This window comes from Bordetella saccharivorans, from assembly GCF_045862855.1.
In the GTDB taxonomy this organism is placed as follows: domain Bacteria; phylum Pseudomonadota; class Gammaproteobacteria; order Burkholderiales; family Burkholderiaceae_B; genus Bordetella_A; species Bordetella_A petrii_F.
Genome location: NZ_BAAFZO010000001.1, coordinates 3,330,433 through 3,344,904, shown reverse-complemented (window position 1 = coordinate 3,344,904; position 14,472 = coordinate 3,330,433). Strand labels below are relative to the sequence as shown.

General features: G+C 68.3%; 14 protein-coding genes. 8 read left to right on the top strand and 6 right to left on the bottom strand.

The window, feature by feature from the left end; translation table 11 throughout:
• Window positions 1-25: 25 nt before the first annotated feature.
• Entirely contained in the window at window positions 26-1,237 is a 1,212-nt protein-coding gene (locus tag ACKTT0_RS16015) for a CaiB/BaiF CoA transferase family protein (RefSeq protein ID WP_407850815.1), read from the bottom strand.
• A gap of 243 nt (window positions 1,238-1,480) precedes the next feature.
• On the opposite strand from ACKTT0_RS16015, the gene ACKTT0_RS16010 reads away from it, so the two are divergent.
• The 5 genes from ACKTT0_RS16010 to ACKTT0_RS15990 all read left to right on the top strand — a co-directional run bounded on the left by ACKTT0_RS16010 (window position 1,481) and on the right by ACKTT0_RS15990 (window position 6,101).
• Complete coding sequence (locus ACKTT0_RS16010; RefSeq protein WP_407850814.1) at window positions 1,481-2,452, top strand: Bug family tripartite tricarboxylate transporter substrate binding protein; 972 nt, start codon at window positions 1,481-1,483, stop codon at window positions 2,450-2,452.
• Between the two features lie 44 nt (window positions 2,453-2,496).
• Window positions 2,497-2,724: a biotin/lipoyl-binding carrier protein gene (locus ACKTT0_RS16005; protein WP_407850813.1), complete on the top strand. Its 228-nt coding sequence runs from the start codon at window positions 2,497-2,499 to the stop codon at window positions 2,722-2,724.
• Window positions 2,721-4,301: an acyl-CoA carboxylase subunit beta gene (locus tag ACKTT0_RS16000; protein WP_407850812.1), complete on the top strand. Its 1,581-nt coding sequence runs from the start codon at window positions 2,721-2,723 to the stop codon at window positions 4,299-4,301. The genes ACKTT0_RS16005 and ACKTT0_RS16000 overlap by 4 nt, the downstream gene beginning before the upstream one ends.
• A gap of 142 nt (window positions 4,302-4,443) precedes the next feature.
• Window positions 4,444-5,157 (top strand): GntR family transcriptional regulator, encoded by a 714-nt coding sequence (locus ACKTT0_RS15995; RefSeq protein ID WP_407850811.1) that lies wholly within the window; start codon window positions 4,444-4,446, stop codon window positions 5,155-5,157.
• A gap of 20 nt (window positions 5,158-5,177) precedes the next feature.
• Window positions 5,178-6,101: a D-hexose-6-phosphate mutarotase gene (locus ACKTT0_RS15990; RefSeq protein WP_407850810.1), complete on the top strand. Its 924-nt coding sequence runs from the start codon at window positions 5,178-5,180 to the stop codon at window positions 6,099-6,101.
• 13 nt (window positions 6,102-6,114) lie between these two features.
• Here ACKTT0_RS15990 and ACKTT0_RS15985 read toward each other — a convergent pair whose 3' ends face one another.
• Complete coding sequence (locus ACKTT0_RS15985; RefSeq protein WP_407850809.1) at window positions 6,115-6,906, bottom strand: AraC family transcriptional regulator; 792 nt, start codon at window positions 6,904-6,906, stop codon at window positions 6,115-6,117.
• Between the two features lie 101 nt (window positions 6,907-7,007).
• Between ACKTT0_RS15985 and ACKTT0_RS15980 the strand changes: the two genes are divergently transcribed.
• Together ACKTT0_RS15980 and modA are read left to right on the top strand one after the other, a co-directional pair.
• Complete coding sequence (locus tag ACKTT0_RS15980; protein WP_407850808.1) at window positions 7,008-8,225, top strand: MFS transporter; 1,218 nt, start codon at window positions 7,008-7,010, stop codon at window positions 8,223-8,225.
• A gap of 305 nt (window positions 8,226-8,530) precedes the next feature.
• Complete coding sequence (gene modA, locus ACKTT0_RS15975; protein ID WP_407850807.1) at window positions 8,531-9,286, top strand: molybdate ABC transporter substrate-binding protein; 756 nt, start codon at window positions 8,531-8,533, stop codon at window positions 9,284-9,286.
• 30 nt (window positions 9,287-9,316) lie between these two features.
• Here the strand turns inward: modA and ACKTT0_RS15970 are convergent, their stop codons facing one another.
• The 3 genes from ACKTT0_RS15970 to ACKTT0_RS15960 are packed head-to-tail and all read right to left on the bottom strand — an operon-like array spanning window position 9,317 to window position 12,095.
• Window positions 9,317-10,273 carry a Bug family tripartite tricarboxylate transporter substrate binding protein gene (locus ACKTT0_RS15970; protein ID WP_407850806.1) on the bottom strand — a complete coding sequence of 319 codons (957 nt, stop codon included), beginning with the start codon at window positions 10,271-10,273 and terminating at the stop codon, window positions 9,317-9,319.
• A gap of 36 nt (window positions 10,274-10,309) precedes the next feature.
• Window positions 10,310-11,152 (bottom strand): amidohydrolase family protein, encoded by an 843-nt coding sequence (locus ACKTT0_RS15965; protein ID WP_407850805.1) that lies wholly within the window; start codon window positions 11,150-11,152, stop codon window positions 10,310-10,312.
• A complete protein-coding gene (locus tag ACKTT0_RS15960) occupies window positions 11,145-12,095 on the bottom strand; it encodes an isocitrate lyase/PEP mutase family protein (protein ID WP_407850804.1) in 951 nt (316 codons plus the stop codon). The genes ACKTT0_RS15965 and ACKTT0_RS15960 overlap by 8 nt, the downstream gene beginning before the upstream one ends.
• Window positions 12,096-12,197: 102 nt before the next feature.
• Between ACKTT0_RS15960 and ACKTT0_RS15955 the strand changes: the two genes are divergently transcribed.
• Complete coding sequence (locus ACKTT0_RS15955) at window positions 12,198-13,145, top strand: LysR family transcriptional regulator (protein WP_407850803.1); 948 nt, start codon at window positions 12,198-12,200, stop codon at window positions 13,143-13,145.
• Between the two features lie 3 nt (window positions 13,146-13,148).
• Here ACKTT0_RS15955 and ACKTT0_RS15950 read toward each other — a convergent pair whose 3' ends face one another.
• Window positions 13,149-14,438: a M20/M25/M40 family metallo-hydrolase gene (locus ACKTT0_RS15950; RefSeq protein WP_407850802.1), complete on the bottom strand. Its 1,290-nt coding sequence runs from the start codon at window positions 14,436-14,438 to the stop codon at window positions 13,149-13,151.
• Window positions 14,439-14,472 lie beyond the last annotated feature (34 nt).

Below are 14,472 nucleotides of genomic sequence, written 5' to 3'. Positions count from 1 at the left end.
TGGTTATGCGCTGCTGCGCGCCGGTTCAATGCGCGGCGGCTGCCGTGCCGCGCGCCGCGGCGCCCACCACGCCCGATTCCAGCAGCGCCTCGATTTCCGTCGCGGAACAACCCGCCAGCGCGGCCAGGACCTGGCGGGTGTCGCGCCCTACCGCGCCCCCGGCGCGGCGCAGCGCCCCCGGCGTATCGGACAGCTTGGGCACGACGCCGGCCACCCGGACCGATCCCAGGTCGTCGTGCGGCAGGTCGACGAGCATGTCGCGCGCCTTGAAGTGGGCGTCGTTGAAGATGTCCTGCATGGTGAAAATGCGCGTCGCCGGCACCTCCGCCGCGGCAAGCGCGGCTTCGACTTGCTGCAGGGTAAGGGAGCCGGTCCAGTCGGCAACCAGGCCGTCCAGCGCGTCGGCATTGGCGGCACGCAGCCGCGCATCGGCGAACCGGGGGTCGTCCGCCAGGGCGGGCCTGTCCATGGCGCCCAGCAGGCGGCGGAAGACCGCGTCCGCCATGGCCGTGATGTGGATATAGCCGCCGTCCCGCGTGGGGTACAGGTTGTTGGGCGTGCTGTCCGGCAACTTGGAGCCGGCGCGCTGCGCGACCACGCCGAGCTTGTCGAAGGCCGGCACATGCGGCTCCATGATGCTGAAAGCGCATTCGTACAGTGCGGCGTCGATGCACTGGCCCCTGCCGGTGGCTTGCCGCGCCAGCACGGCCATCACGATGCCGAAAGCGGCATAGAGGCCGGTGAGGCAGTCGGTCAGCGATACGGCCGCGCGAGAAGGCGGCCGGTCCGGGTCGCCGGTTACGTGGCGCAGCCCGCTGACCGCTTCGCCGATCACGCCGTAGCCGGGACGCTGGCTGTACGGGCCATTCTGGCCGAAGCCGCTGATGCGGGCCATGACCAGACGCGGGTTGAGGGACGCCAGCGCCTCATACCCAAGGTTCCACTTTTCAAGTGCGCCCGGCCGGAAATTCTCGATGACGACGTCGCAACGGGCCGCCATGCGCCGCACCAGGTCCTGCCCTGCCGGCGAGCGCAGGTCGATCGCGACCAGCGACTTGTTGCGCAGGATGCTGGCGGCGTAGAGCGACTGGTCCTCGTACTGCTTGCCCATGGTGCGGACTGGATCGCCAGCCAGCGGCTCGACTTTGACCACCTCGGCGCCGAAGTCGGCCAGCAGCCGGCCGCAGAAGGGACCGGCCACGGTGGAGCCGAGCTCGAGGACGCGATAACCGCTCAAGGGACCGTTCCGGCCTGGCGCCGGTTGAAAGCTGTCGGACATACGGGTTTCCTGGGCTGAAAAGGGGGCGACGCCGCCGCCGTGGTGGCGTCGCGACCTGCCATGACAATTAGTCTACTATTTAGACAACTAAAAAATAAAGCAATTACGATAAATTTATTATTTTTTAGTCTACTAAATAGTTGTCTAATTTATCCACGCTGGTTACTATGGCCCGACCAACTACATAACAGGAGACAAACCATGCTCAACGGCGTGCGCATCCTGACGACCGCCCTCGCGGTTGCCTGCTATCCCGCCGCCCCGGCGCTGGCCCAGGCCTATCCCGACAAGCCGGTGAAGATGTACGTTGGCTTCTCGCCCGGCAGCGCGACGGATATCGTGGCGCGCGTGGTGTCGGAAGCCCTGGCCCGGCGCCTGGGGCAGCCCATCGTGGTCGAGAACAAAGTGGGCGCGGGCGGCTCGCTGGCCGCGCAGGACACGGTGCGGGCGGCCCCGGACGGCTACACCTTGCTGACCGTCTCCAGCGCCATCGCGGTCAACCCCGCCGTCTACAAGAACGCCTCGGAGGTGGCCGGCCAGTTGCAGCCGGTCGCGCTGATTGGCTACCTGCCGACGGTGCTCATGGTGTCCGGCAAATCCGGCATCAAGACGGTGCGGGATTTCATCGAGCATGCCAAGGCAAAACCGGGTGAAGTCAATTTCGGCAGCTCCGGGGTGGGCGGGTCCACGCACATGTCGATGGAGGCATTCGGCTCCTATGCCGGCATCAAGATGACGCACGTACCCTACAAGGGCAACGGCCAGGCCAGCACGGCTCTCATGGCGGGCGAGATCGACGCGCTGATGGATACGCTGCTGCTGGCCGCTCCCGTCATATCGAGCGGCCGCGCGGTCGGCCTGGCGGTCACCGGGGAGCAGCGTTCGGCCCTGATCCCCGATGTGCCCACGTTCGCGCAGGCCGGCGTGCCCGAGTACGACCGCAGCCTGTTCTTCGGCGTCATGGGGCCGAAGAACATGCCGCAAGACATCACCGATCGGCTCAACCGCGAAATCAACGCCGTGCTGAAAGAGCCGGCCGTCCGGGAAAAACTGATCGCCGGCGGCGGCCTCACCCTGGCCAGCCTGAGCGCCGCCGATTTCGGGAAGATCTTCCAGGACGAACTGGCGACGTGGAAGAAGGTGGGCGCGACCGCGCACATCCAGCCGCAATAGCACGGGCCACCCGTCCGGTCATTCATTTGCCCCAAGGAAAACTCATGAGCGTAGAAGTCAAGTCAGAGGTCGTCGGATCCGTGTGGAAAATCCAATGCCAGGTTGGCCAGCGGATCAGCCAGGGCGATGAGCTCATCACCCTCGAGTCCATGAAAATGGAGATCCCCGTCGAGGCCGCGGCTTCCGGCGTGATCGGCGCCATCCTGGTGGAGGAAGGCCAAGCGGTGGAGGAAGGCCAGGTGGTGGCGACCATCGAGGAGGACCAGGCATGAATGCCCCATCGGAGCACATGACCCCCGGCATCGAAGAACTCGAACTGCGGCGCGAGCTCGCCCAGCGCATGGGCGGCGAGGCGTCCGTGGAACGGCACCACAATGCCGGCAAGCTCACGGTACGCGAACGGATCGGCGCCCTGTGCGACGCGGCCAGCTTCCAGGAGGTGGGCGGCCTGGCGGGCACCGGCCACTACGACGAGCAGGGCCGCCTGCAGGGCCTGACGCCGGCGCCCTATGTCATGGGCCTGGCCGAAATCGATGGCCGGCCGGTCGCCGTGGGCGGCGAGGACTACACCGTGCGCGGCGGCGCCAGCTGGAGCGGCGATCGCAAGAAAGGCGGACAGGGCGGCTTTGTCGAAGACCTGGCGCTGCACTACAAGATTCCGCTCATCAACCTGTGCGATGGCGTGGGGGGCAGCGTGACATCTGCCGAGAGGCGTGGCCATAGCGTCTTCCCGGGCGTGCACGGCTTTGAAACCGCCACCGCCCTGCTCGGCCAGGTGCCCGTGGTGTGCGCCGTGATGGGCACGGCGGCTGGCGGCCCCGCGGGCCGCGCCATCCTGGCGCACTGGTCGTTGATGGTCAAGGGCAACAGCCAGGTTTTCGCGGCCGGCCCTCCCGTCGTGAAGCGCTCGCTCGGCCAGCAGATCCACAAGGAAGACCTGGGCGGCAGCAAGATCGCCGTCGACGTGGCAGGAACTATTCACGACGCCTACGCCAGCGAGCAGGAGTGTTTCGCGCAAATCCGGCGCTTTTTGTCGTACATGCCCCAGAACGTGTGGGAATTGCCGCCCCGCAAGACCACCGGCGACCCTGCCGGCCGGCGCGAAGAGAGCCTGGCCACGATCGTGCCGCAGGACCGGCGCAAGGCCTACAACATGCGCCGCGTCATGAATATGATCTTCGACGCGGAATCGGTGTTCGAGATCCAGCCGAGCTATGGCAAAGCCGTCATCACGGCGCTGGCCCGGCTGGACGGGTACGTAGTCGGCGTGATCGCCAATAATCCCATGTTCTACGGCGGCGCGATCGACGCGGCGGGCGCGCGCAAGCAGACGCATTTCATCGAGATGTGCGATACCTTCCACATTCCGCTGGTCTTCCTGGTCGACGTCCCGGGTTTCATGGTGGGCCGCGACGCCGAGGCGCAAGGCACGCTGCGCGACGGCATGCGCAGCGTGTTCGTCAGCCTGCAGGCGACGGTGCCGATGGCGACCGTCGTCGTGCGCAAGTGCTATGGCATGGCGGGCATGGCGGCCACCGACAAGGTGGGCATCGGCCTGAAACTCGCCTGGCCGACCGCGGAATGGGGTTCGCTGCCCGTGGAAGGCGGCGTCGCGGCGGCATTCCGGCGCGAAATCGAGGCGGCGGACGACCCCAGGCAGAAAGAGGCCGAGATCGAGGAAAAACTGCGCCGCTTCGGTTCGCCGTTCCGGACCGCCGAAGCCTTCGGCGTGGAGGACGTCATCGACCCGCGCGAAACGCGCCGCTACCTGGCGCGCTTCATCGGCGCCGCCCAGGGAGCGCTGAGAATCAGCCTCGGCCCCAAGCACAAGGCGGGCGTGCGACCCTGACATCGGCCCGCATCGCCGCGCGCCCGCGCCTGGGACATGTCCGGGACGCGGGCGCGGCGATTGCCTGCGCAGTACCGTGGTTTGACGCCCGCGGGTGCCGATTAATACACTCCCCTGTCTTCAATTCGCGGTCCCATCTGCCATGGCCACCTCAACTTCCCCCCGCAAGCGGACCACCGCCGGCAGCGGCGCGGCCGCCGCACGAAAAGGGAGTCGTTCGGCCGCCCAGGACTTGTCGCTGGTCCTGCGCGAGCGCATCGCCAAGGGCGATCTTCCGCCCGGTTCGAAGCTGAATGAGTACGACCTCTCGGCGGAGTTCGGCATCCCTCGTACGCGGGTGCGTGATGCGTTCGTCGAGCTCGAGCAGCGCGGGCTGATCGAACGCACGCCCAATCGCGGCGCAATGGTGGCCCGGCTGGGGCCCGAGCAGGTCTTTCGCATCTACGATATCCGCGAAGTGCTGGAAGGCCTGTGCGTGCGGCTGGCAACGCAGAATACCGCCCCCGCCGAATGGCGCGACCTGTACGAATATTTTTCCGGACCGGTCTCCGAAGCCGTCAAGCAGGGTAATTTCGAGCTCTACATGGACGAGGTCAGCGCGTTCCGCGCCAAATGCATCCAGGCCGCGGACAATCCGGAGCTCACGCGGGCGCTGGACAGCATCAACGAGAAAACCCAGGTGATCATCCGGCGCATTGTCATCCTGCCCGGCCGCGCCGAAGCCGGCGTGCGCCAGCAATGCGAGATCCTGAAGGCGATGTGCGAAGGAGATGCCGATCGTGCCGAGGCAATGCGCCGGCACAACATCCGGGACGCCAAGGCCTGCCTGAAGCAGTACCTCAAGTACATCCTGTAGCGCACCGCGACGCCAGCGCCATGCCTCCCGCCAGCATCATGCCCCTGGCCATCCGCCACCTGGAGGGCTGGCGGATGCGCACGCCGCACGGCACCGCGCTGGTGGCCCGCCAGGGAGCCCAATTGCTCAGCTATGCGCCGGCCGGCGAACCGCCGCTGGTCTGGCTGTCGGAGCGCGCGCACTTTGTCCCGGGACGGCCGGTGCGCGGCGGCGTGCCGGTCTGCTGGCCCTGGTTTGCGACTTTCGCCCGCAATCCCCGGGCGGTACGCGACAGCGCCGGCGCCGGCGCGCCCGCCGACGCGCCCTCGCATGGATGGGTGCGCCAGGCCGACTGGCAGCTCATCGCGCAACGCGTCGAAGCCGATGCGGCGGAACTCGAACTCGGCTTCGATGCCCCGCCCGGCTGCGCGCCAGGGTGGCGGCATGATGCGCGGCTGACATTGCGCATCCGCTGCGACCGGGAGCTGAGCCTGGCGCTGTGCGTGCAAAACAGGGGCACGCAGTCCTGCACCACCGCCTTGGCGCTGCACACCTACCTGGCGGTATCGGACAGCCGGCAGGTCGCGGTCGATGGCCTGCACGGCCGCGACTACCTGGATATGGCGCAGGATTGGGTGCGCCGCCGCCAGCTCGGGCCGGTGCGGCTCGACGGCGAAACGGATCGCCTGTACCTGGAAACCGATGCGCCGCTCGTGGTGCGGGACCCGGGCTGGCGAAGGAGCATCCGCGTCGCATCCAGCGCGTCGCGTTCAACCGTGGTGTGGAATCCCGGCCCCGCCAAGGCCAGCCGCCTGGACGACCTGGCGGACGATGCCTGGCGGGGCATGCTGTGCGTCGAAACCGCGCGGGCGCTGGACGATGCGCTGACCCTCGCGCCGGGCGAACGCGCTACGGTGGCGGTATCGCTGAGCACCCGGCCCATTCCCGACGGCCCGGTGGCCTGACATCAGGCAGCCGTCATGGCCCGTCGCGCCGGTCGGCAAAATACCGCGCCGGCGACTTGCCCAGTGCTTTCTTGAACATGGTGATGAAGGCGCTGACCGATTCGTAGCCCAGGTCGTCGGCGGTGCGCTGCACCGAGACGCCCGACGACAAGCGCTGCAGGGCGGCGATCAGTTGCAGTTGCTGGCGCCAGCGGCCGAAGGTCATGCCGGTCTCGCGCAGCACCATGCGCGCCAGCGAGCGTTCGCTCATTGCCACCCGCGCGCCCCATTCTGCCAGCGTGCGCCGGTCGCCCGGATCCTGCGTCAGGGCGCCGGCGATCCTGCGCAGCCGGGGATCGGTCGAGATCGGCAGGTACAGTCGTTCCGTGGGCATCTGGGCCAATTGCTCCAGCAGCACGGCGACCAGCCGGGCGGTGGCGCCGCCCGCGGCGTACTCGTGCGGCTGCTGCGCCAGGTGCAGGATGAGTTCGCGCACCAGCGGCGTAAGCGACAGCGTGCAGCAGGCCTGCGGCAGCGCGGCGGCGCTGGGCTCGACGAGCAGGAAGCAGACACGGCCGTTGGGCGTGATGCGGTTGCTGTGCGGCACGCCGCCGGGTATCCAGACGCCACAATGCGGCGGCACCATCCACAGGCCGCCGGGCACCTCGCTGGTAACCCCGCCGCGCAGCGCGATCACCAGTTGGCCCTTGCGATGCGTATGGATGGGGGCCTCTTCATCGTGGGCCCGCACATCGAGCTGCAGGGCAATGGCCGGCTGGGGCAGGCGATCCGGGTCGAAGCAGACAGGTACGGCGACGTGTGCCATGGCTTGGCTGTTTTTAGAAACTTCTTGTCATTCTATCCAGATTCAACAAGGCAACGCCATTTTTAAGATGAGGGCCTTGCACTATCTGGATGCATTGCCTGATGTCTCGCTTTTCGAATACGTACACCGCTTCGGCTGTCTCTATCCTGGGGATTCTGGCCGTTGCCGCCTGCCTGCGCGCTCCGATCACCGCCGTGGCGCCGGCGCTGGACCTGATTGCCGCCGACCTGCGCCTGGGCACGGCCGCCGCGGGCATGTTGACCACCTTGCCGCTGCTGGCCTTCGCGGCCGTCTCGCCGTTCGCCGCGCGGCTCGGCCAGGCGTGGGGCCTGGAGCGGACGCTGTTGGGGGCCCTGCTCGCCGTGCTGTTGGGCATCGCGGTGCGCATGGCCGGGCCGGCCTGGTCCCTGTACCTGGGCACGACGGTGCTCGGCGCCGGCATCGCGATTGGCAACGTGCTGCTGCCGAGCCTGCTCAAGCGCGATTTTCCCGGCCAGATTGCCGGTGTGACGGCCGCCTATGTGCTGGCCATGGGCCTGGCGGCGGCGCTGGGATCTGCGGTGACGGTCCCCTTGGCGCAGTTGCCCGGATGGGGCTGGCGCCATGCAACTGCCGCCTTCGGGCTGCTACCGGTGCTGGCCATGCTCGCCTGGCTGCCGCAACTGGCGCGACGGCCGGCCGCCGTGCCGCAGGCACGCCCGGCGCCGCATGGCGCAGGCGCCGGGCTGTGGCGTTCGCCGCTGGCATGGCAGGTGACGCTGTACCTGGGACTGAATTCGTTCGTCTATTACGGCGCGGTGGCCTGGCTGCCGGCCCTGCTGCAAGACGCCGGCTACTCGGCCCGCGAAGCGGGCTCGCTGCATGGCCTGATGCAGTTGGCCACGGCGGCGCCGGGGATACTGCTGGTGCCCTTGCTGCGGCGGCTGCGCGACCAGTCGCTGGCGGCGGCCATGGCCGCGCTGGCCTCGCTGGCCGCGGCCGCCGGCCTGCTGCTGTTGCCCGCCTGGGCGAGCGCCTGGAGCGTGCTGTTCGGCGTCGGCACCGGCGCGGCCATCATTCTGGGATTGTCGTTCGTCAGCCTGCGGGTCCACCACGCGCGGCAGGCGGCAGCCTTGTCGGGCATGGCGCAGTGCATTGGCTATTTGCTGGCGGCGGCTGGCCCCGCGCTGCTGGGCATGCTGCACGATGCCTCCGGCGCCTGGACGGCCCCGCTGCTGTTGTGCGCCGCGCTGTGCGCCCTGCTGGCGCTATGCGGGATGCTGGCCGGCCGCGACCGGCAGATAGGCGGCAGCGCCGCGGCAGCCGCCAGTTGCGCCTGACCCGGCCGGCCCGCAGGCCGGCCGCGCGGCCTCAATGCTTGGCCGGGAAGTCGCTCGGCCACTTCAAGGGCTGTTGGTCGTAACGGTCGTTCATTGCATTCTCCTGGAAAGGCCGGCGTGGCCACCCCAGTATGTAACTTCATATTGCGACTTTTTATTTCGTGTATCTCGGGGGTTCATTGCCCCTAATCTCGCGGATTCCCTGCGCGCGGGCCTGGCCGAGGGTGGGCGCGGCGCGTCGAATGTGATCAAATCACACGCCTGATATGGACAGGAAACCAAGCTGCCCGGCAGCTCCGAACCCAATGACTGCGCGCATCCGCTTGCTGGCCGCAGCCCTGCTTGCCTGTATGGCGGGCCTGCCGGCGCAGGCCGGGCAGGTGCAGGTCGCGGTGGCGTCGAACGTGGCCGCCCCCATTCGCGCCATTGCCGAAGACTTCCAGCAGAAGACCGGCAACACGGTGGTGCTTTCCACGGCCCCTACCAGCCAGCTCTATGCGCAGATCAGGCAGGGGGCCGAGTACGATGTCCTCGTGGCCGGCAACGAGGTGCTGCCGGCGCGCCTGGAGGCCGAGCGCCAGGCCGTGCCGGGCACGCGCTATACCTATGCCACGCGCGTGCTGGTGCTGTGGTCGCCCCAGGAAGGCTATGTCGACCCGCAGGGCGACGTGCTCAAGCGCAACCGGTTCCAGAGCCTGTCCATTACCAGCCCGAGCCTGGTGCCCTATGGCCGTCCCGCCATGCAGGTGCTGGATCGCCTCGGCCTGCGCGGCGCGGTCTCGGGCAAGCTGGTCGAACGCCGCACGTTCTCGGACACGGAACGCTTCTTGTCAGGCCGCCACAGCGACCTGGGCTTCGTGACCTTGTCGCACATTTACCGGGACAGCCGCTTCGTGGGCGGTTCGGCCTGGATCGTGCCGACGACGCTGTACGACCCGATCCGCCAGGATGCGGTCCTGCTCGAAAACGGCCGGGAAAACCTCGCTGCGCGTTCGTTCCTGTTCTACCTGAAGGGGCCGAAGGTCAGCCAGGTCATGCGCGCCTACGGTTTCCACCGCTGAGCTGGCGGCTCCTTTCAGGGTGAACAGGCTCTAGGGGCCCGGACGCCCCAGGTGCAGGCTCCGCACCAGTTCGCCCAGGGCCTGGTATTCGCGATCGATCCGTTGGCGCAGCGCTTCGCCCTTGAGGATGACGATCTGCTCGCCCGCGCTGGCCACGAACTCTCGCGTGCCCGGCGCCTGGGCTGCCGCCTCGAAAGCCTTTTCCAGATACGCGATGCGTTCCGGCGGCGTGCCCTTGGGCGCCAGCAGGCCGCGCCACAACAGGGTTTCCTCCTGCCCCAGCTGCAATTCGTCCAGGCTGATGGCGCGCGGCAGGTCCGGCACCTTGGCGGCGGAGGTCACCATCAGGCATTTGGCCTGGCCGTTCTTCACATAGGGCATGATGGGCGGGATCGACCCCACGTAGATGTCGATCTGCCTGCCCAGCAGCGCCAGCAGCGTCTCGCCGGCGCCCTTGTACGGGATGTCGCGCTGGCGGATGCCGAGCGGCCGGAACACGCGCACGGTGGCCAGCTGCGCCGGCCCGCCGGCGCCGTCGGTGCCGAAGGTGTACTGGTCGGGATGCCTGCGCAGGGTATCGACGAAAGCCGCGCCGTCGTCGGCTGGAAATTCGGCGCGGGTGCACAGCACATATGGCGCGCTGGTCAGTTGCAGCACGGGAATGTAGTCATGCGGGCCGTAGTTGACCGGCACGGTATGCGGGGCGACCGTCACCGGCCCCATCCACACGCCCGCCACGGTGTTGCCGTCCGGCTCGGCGCGCACCATCTGCGATACGCCGATGCTGCCGCCGGCGCCGCCGACGTTGACCACCACCACCGAGGTCTTCAAATGGGGTTCGGCGTCCTTGGCCAGGACACGGAAAAAGCCGTCCGTGCCGCCGCCCGGCGCGGCAGGGACGATCAGCCGGATGGGCCCGGCCGCCCAGGCCGACACGGCCAGCGCGCACGACATGGCGGCCAGCGCAATGCTTGTCATGGTTTTCATGGATGTGTCTCCTTGTGCCCTGCTCGCTCGCGGGGTCTATGCCCCTGGGAAGTGAAATAGTTCGCGCGGCGTGTCCACCAGGATGGCCTGGCGCTGCGCGTCGTCCGGCACCCACTGGAACAGCCAGTCGATACATTGCCGGTAGGTCACGGCGTTTTCGAAGCCCACCCATGGCCAGTCCGTGGCCCACACCAGCCGCCGCGGGCCGCCGGCGCGCAGCAGCGCCCGGGCGTACGGCGCCGCGTCGGCCCCGGCCAGGCGGTACGGCGCCGACAGCTTGACCCACACGCGCCCGGTCTGCAACGCGGCGAGCACCCGCGCGAACGCCGCGCCGTGCGGGCCTTGTACGGGATCGGGGCTGCCGAGATGATCCAGCACCAGGCGCACGCCGCTGTCCAGGATGGGGGGCAGGATGTGCTCCTGGTGCGCGCTTTCGACGTAGAGCTCGATATGCATGTCGCGCTCGCGCAGCCGCGCGTATAGCGCGCGATAGGCGGCGCCGGCCGGGTCGGGCAGGGTCGCGCGGCGCACCCAGTTCAAGCGCGCGCCTACCACGCCCTGCGCGCGCAGGGCGTCCAGTTCGGCGTCGCCGATGCCGGGATCGACGATGGCGGTGCCGCGCAGCCGGTCCGGCGCATGGCCGAGCGCCTCCAGCAGCAGCCCGTTGTCGGTGCCGTAGAAGCTCGGCGCGGTCAGTACGCCGCGGCGCACGCCATGCGCGTCCAGCACCGCCAGGTATTCTTCGACGGTCACGTCGCGCGCCGGGGCGGAATGCCGCTGGCGCACCAGCGGCGCGTCGACGCGCATGACATGGGCGTGGCAATCGATCGCGCCGGCCGGCAAGCCGGCCTGGGCGGGCACGGCGCCGCACTCAGCCACGCCCGGCCTCCGCGACGGGGCCGGCCGCGCCGCCGCGATACTTGGCGAATTTCTGCGCCGGCGTCAGGAAGCGTTCTTCCAGTTGCTGGATCTGCGCCATGCCCATGATGCTGTTCAGGGTTTCGAACGAAACCAGCAGGTCCGGGCGGTCGACCACCGCGCCCGTATCCAGCGATTCGCGCAGCAGGGCCAGCCCCTGTTGCATGCCCATCAGCGCGCAGGCGCTGAGCATGCGTGGAAAGATCACCACCGCCACGCCGAGCGCCTGCAGCTGCGCAGCGGACAACAGCGGCGTGGTGGAACGCTGGCGTATGCCGAAGCCCATGTTCACGCACAGCGGCTTGGACACATTGCGCACGACGGTGTCGATCTGCTCGCGGGTCATCAGCGCATCGGCGAACAGCAGGTCGGCGCCGGCCTCGGCATAGGCGTTCAGGCGCTCGATGACCGCGCCCACGCCGTCGGTGGCCAATGTATCGGTGCGCGACTTGATGACGAAATCCGGGTCGCGCCGGGCCTCGCAGGCAGCGTGGATCTTTTCGACCATTTCCTCCATGGGAATCACTTCCTTGCCGCGCATGTGGCCGCAGCGCTTGGGCCATACCTGGTCTTCGAGCATCAGCCCGGCCACGCCGGCCTGCTCGAAGGCGCGCACTGTGTGATGCACATTGACCGCGTTGCCATACCCGGTATCGCCGTCGGCCAGCAGCACCAGGTCCGAGCAGGCGGCGATCGCGCGGGCGGCGGCCACGTTTTCTTCCAGGCCCATCAAGCCCACGTCGGGCTGGCCCAGGCGCGATTCGCTGACGCCGCTGCCGGTGATGAACGCGGCGCCGAAGCCGCTGTACTCGACCATGCGAGCGCTGAAGCCGTCGAACACGGCAGGCAGGGGCAGGATTTCGGGCGCATCGATCAATTGGCGCAACAGGCGGGCTTTGTTCATGGCAGGCGCGGGTAAGTGAGGAAGCTACAGTTATTCCATGCTATCAATAAGAAAAAACAATATCTAATTAGGATTCAACCGCCATTTCGATAGGTTTTTCTGATGAAACGGTTTTCCCTGGCGCAGATCGAGGCCTTGCTGGCCATCGCCCGGCATGGTTCGTTCCACGCCGCCGCGGCGCAGTTGCACGTGACACAGCCCACCGTCTCGCTGCGGGTGCGCGAACTGGAAGACGCGGTCGGCGCGCGCCTGTTCCAGCGCGCAGGCCGGCGCGCGGTGCTGACGGCCGAAGGCGAAGTGGCAGTACGGTACGCGGGGCAGGCCCTGGGCCTGTTCGATGAGTTGGAGGCGCGCCTGCGCACCGGCGATCCGCTGCAGGGTTCGCTGCGCATGGGCTCGTCCGAGATGGTCGCCATGATCTGCCTGCCGGAAATCGTGCGCCGGCTCGAAGCCCGTTATCCGCGCGTGCAAGTGGAGATCACGGTCGCCAACAGCTTCGTGCTGTGCGACAAGCTCAATGCCAACCAGCTGGACATCGCCTTCCTGGCCGATCCGGGCGTAAGCCGCCACATGCGCCTCGAGCCGCTGGCCGCGGCCGAGGTCGCCTGGCTGGGCAGCGCCGCGCGGCCGCTGGCGTCATCCACGCTCAAGCCCGCCGACCTGCAGGGCCTGAATCTGCTGAGCGTGCCGCCGCCCTCCCCGCTGTACGAACTGGTGGCCGAATGGTGCAACACCGGCCAGACGCCCGCGCCCGCCTTCAATACCTGCAACAGCGTGGCGATCATCGCCAAACTGGTCTGCGCCGGCGTGGGGATAAGCGCCCTGCCCGCCTGCGTGCTGGCCGACGAGCTGGCGCGCGGCTCGGTGATCCGCTATGGGCAGCGCGTGCCGTTCCGCCCGCTGGAAATCTGCGCGGCCTATGCGCGCGCGCCCGAGGCGGACGGCCTGCATGCAGTAGTGCGCATGGCGCGGCAAGTGATGCAGGACCTGCCGTTCATCGCCCTGCGGCCGGCGCGCCGGCCGAAACCGGCGGCGCCCGCCGCGCCATGATGCTTACCGGGCGTCGAGCTTGCCGCGCGAGATATCCATGATCATGCGGGCGGCCAGGTACAGGCGCGGCACGATGGTCTCGATCTGCACGTATTCGGCATCGTTGGAATGCGCGCCGAAACCGCTCAACCCCATGCCTTCCACCACCGCGCCGCGCGCCCGCACGCCGGCGAAGGCGGCGTCGGTGCCGCCGCCGGTGGCCTTGTCCAGCACCTTCATGGGCAGGCCGAGCTCTTCATAGATGGCCACGCCGTGGCCGGCCACGCGGCGCGAGGCTGCGGTGGCCTCGAGCGGCGGGCGCCGCACTTCGAAGCGCAGGTCGACTTTCGATTCCGGCAGCAGCTTGTGCTGGATGCGCTCGCGCATCGCCGCCTCCAGCGCGTCGAAATCCGCTACGCGCAGCGAACGGGCATCGGCCTGGGCGGTGGCCTGGCCGGGAATCACATTGCGCACCGTGCCCGCCTGGGCCAGCGTCCAGTTCAGCTTCAAGCCCTGGTCCGGCTGCGACAGGTCTTTCATCTGCAACACCTGGTGCGCCAGCTCATACAACGCATTCACGCCGCCCTCGGGGCGTGCGCCGGCGTGCGAGGTCTTGCCCGTGACGGTCAGGTAAGCCGCGCCGATGCCGCTGGTGGCCAGCCTGAGATTGCCGTCTTTGCCGCCGCCCTCGAACGAGAACACGGCATCCTGCTCGGCGGCCAGGCGGGTGATGGTGTTGCGCGAACCGGGCGAGCTGATTTCCTCGTCGCCATTGATCAGCACGGTCAGGGTGCCGTATTCCTTGAACCCGAGTTCGCGCAGCAGCGCCACGGTATGGATGATGGCCGCCACCCCCTGCTTGTCGTCGGCGATGCCCAGCCCGTAGGCGCGCCCGCCTTCCACGCGGAAGGGCTGGTCCTGCAGCATGCCGCGCTGGTAGACCGTGTCCATGTGGGCGATCAGCATGATCTTCCTGGCGCCGCTGCCCTGGAACTCGGCGTGCACCATGGCGCCCACTTGTTCCGGCGTATCGGACAGCCGCGTGATGTCAGCGGGCGCGATGACCTCGACCTTGCCGCCCAGCGCCTTCAGGCGCCCGGCCACCAGGCCGGCGAGCTGCTTCAGGCCTTCCAGGTCCTTGCTGCCGGATTCAATCCCCACCAGGTCGCGCATGGTGTCGAGCATTGGCTGGCGCTGCGCCTGGGCGGCGGCATGCACCTCGGCCACGGGGGCCGCGTGCGCCAGGCCCATGGATGACGCGCACAGCAGCGCCAGCATGCCGGAACGGGCAGTACGGGGCAGAAAGCGGGACATCGTGTGTGCTCCTTTGAAGTTCGCCGTAGACAAG

What these genes read in the sequence shown, in the direction of transcription:
- ACKTT0_RS16010 (WP_407850814.1), top strand. Translation starts at nt 1,481, where the DNA reads ATGCTCAACGGCGTGCGCATCCTGACGACCGCCCTCGCGGTTGCCTGC.
- ACKTT0_RS16005 (WP_407850813.1), top strand. Translation starts at nt 2,497, where the DNA reads ATGAGCGTAGAAGTCAAGTCAGAGGTCGTCGGATCCGTGTGGAAAATC.
- ACKTT0_RS16000 (WP_407850812.1), top strand. Translation starts at nt 2,721, where the DNA reads ATGAATGCCCCATCGGAGCACATGACCCCCGGCATCGAAGAACTCGAA.
- ACKTT0_RS15995 (WP_407850811.1), top strand. Translation starts at nt 4,444, where the DNA reads ATGGCCACCTCAACTTCCCCCCGCAAGCGGACCACCGCCGGCAGCGGC.
- ACKTT0_RS15990 (WP_407850810.1), top strand. Translation starts at nt 5,178, where the DNA reads ATGCCTCCCGCCAGCATCATGCCCCTGGCCATCCGCCACCTGGAGGGC.
- ACKTT0_RS15985 (WP_407850809.1), bottom strand. Translation starts at nt 6,906, where the DNA reads ATGGCACACGTCGCCGTACCTGTCTGCTTCGACCCGGATCGCCTGCCC.
- ACKTT0_RS15980 (WP_407850808.1), top strand. Translation starts at nt 7,008, where the DNA reads ATGTCTCGCTTTTCGAATACGTACACCGCTTCGGCTGTCTCTATCCTG.
- modA (WP_407850807.1), top strand. Translation starts at nt 8,531, where the DNA reads ATGACTGCGCGCATCCGCTTGCTGGCCGCAGCCCTGCTTGCCTGTATG.
- ACKTT0_RS15970 (WP_407850806.1), bottom strand. Translation starts at nt 10,273, where the DNA reads ATGAAAACCATGACAAGCATTGCGCTGGCCGCCATGTCGTGCGCGCTG.
- ACKTT0_RS15960 (WP_407850804.1), bottom strand. Translation starts at nt 12,095, where the DNA reads ATGAACAAAGCCCGCCTGTTGCGCCAATTGATCGATGCGCCCGAAATC.
- ACKTT0_RS15955 (WP_407850803.1), top strand. Translation starts at nt 12,198, where the DNA reads ATGAAACGGTTTTCCCTGGCGCAGATCGAGGCCTTGCTGGCCATCGCC.
- ACKTT0_RS15950 (WP_407850802.1), bottom strand. Translation starts at nt 14,438, where the DNA reads ATGTCCCGCTTTCTGCCCCGTACTGCCCGTTCCGGCATGCTGGCGCTG.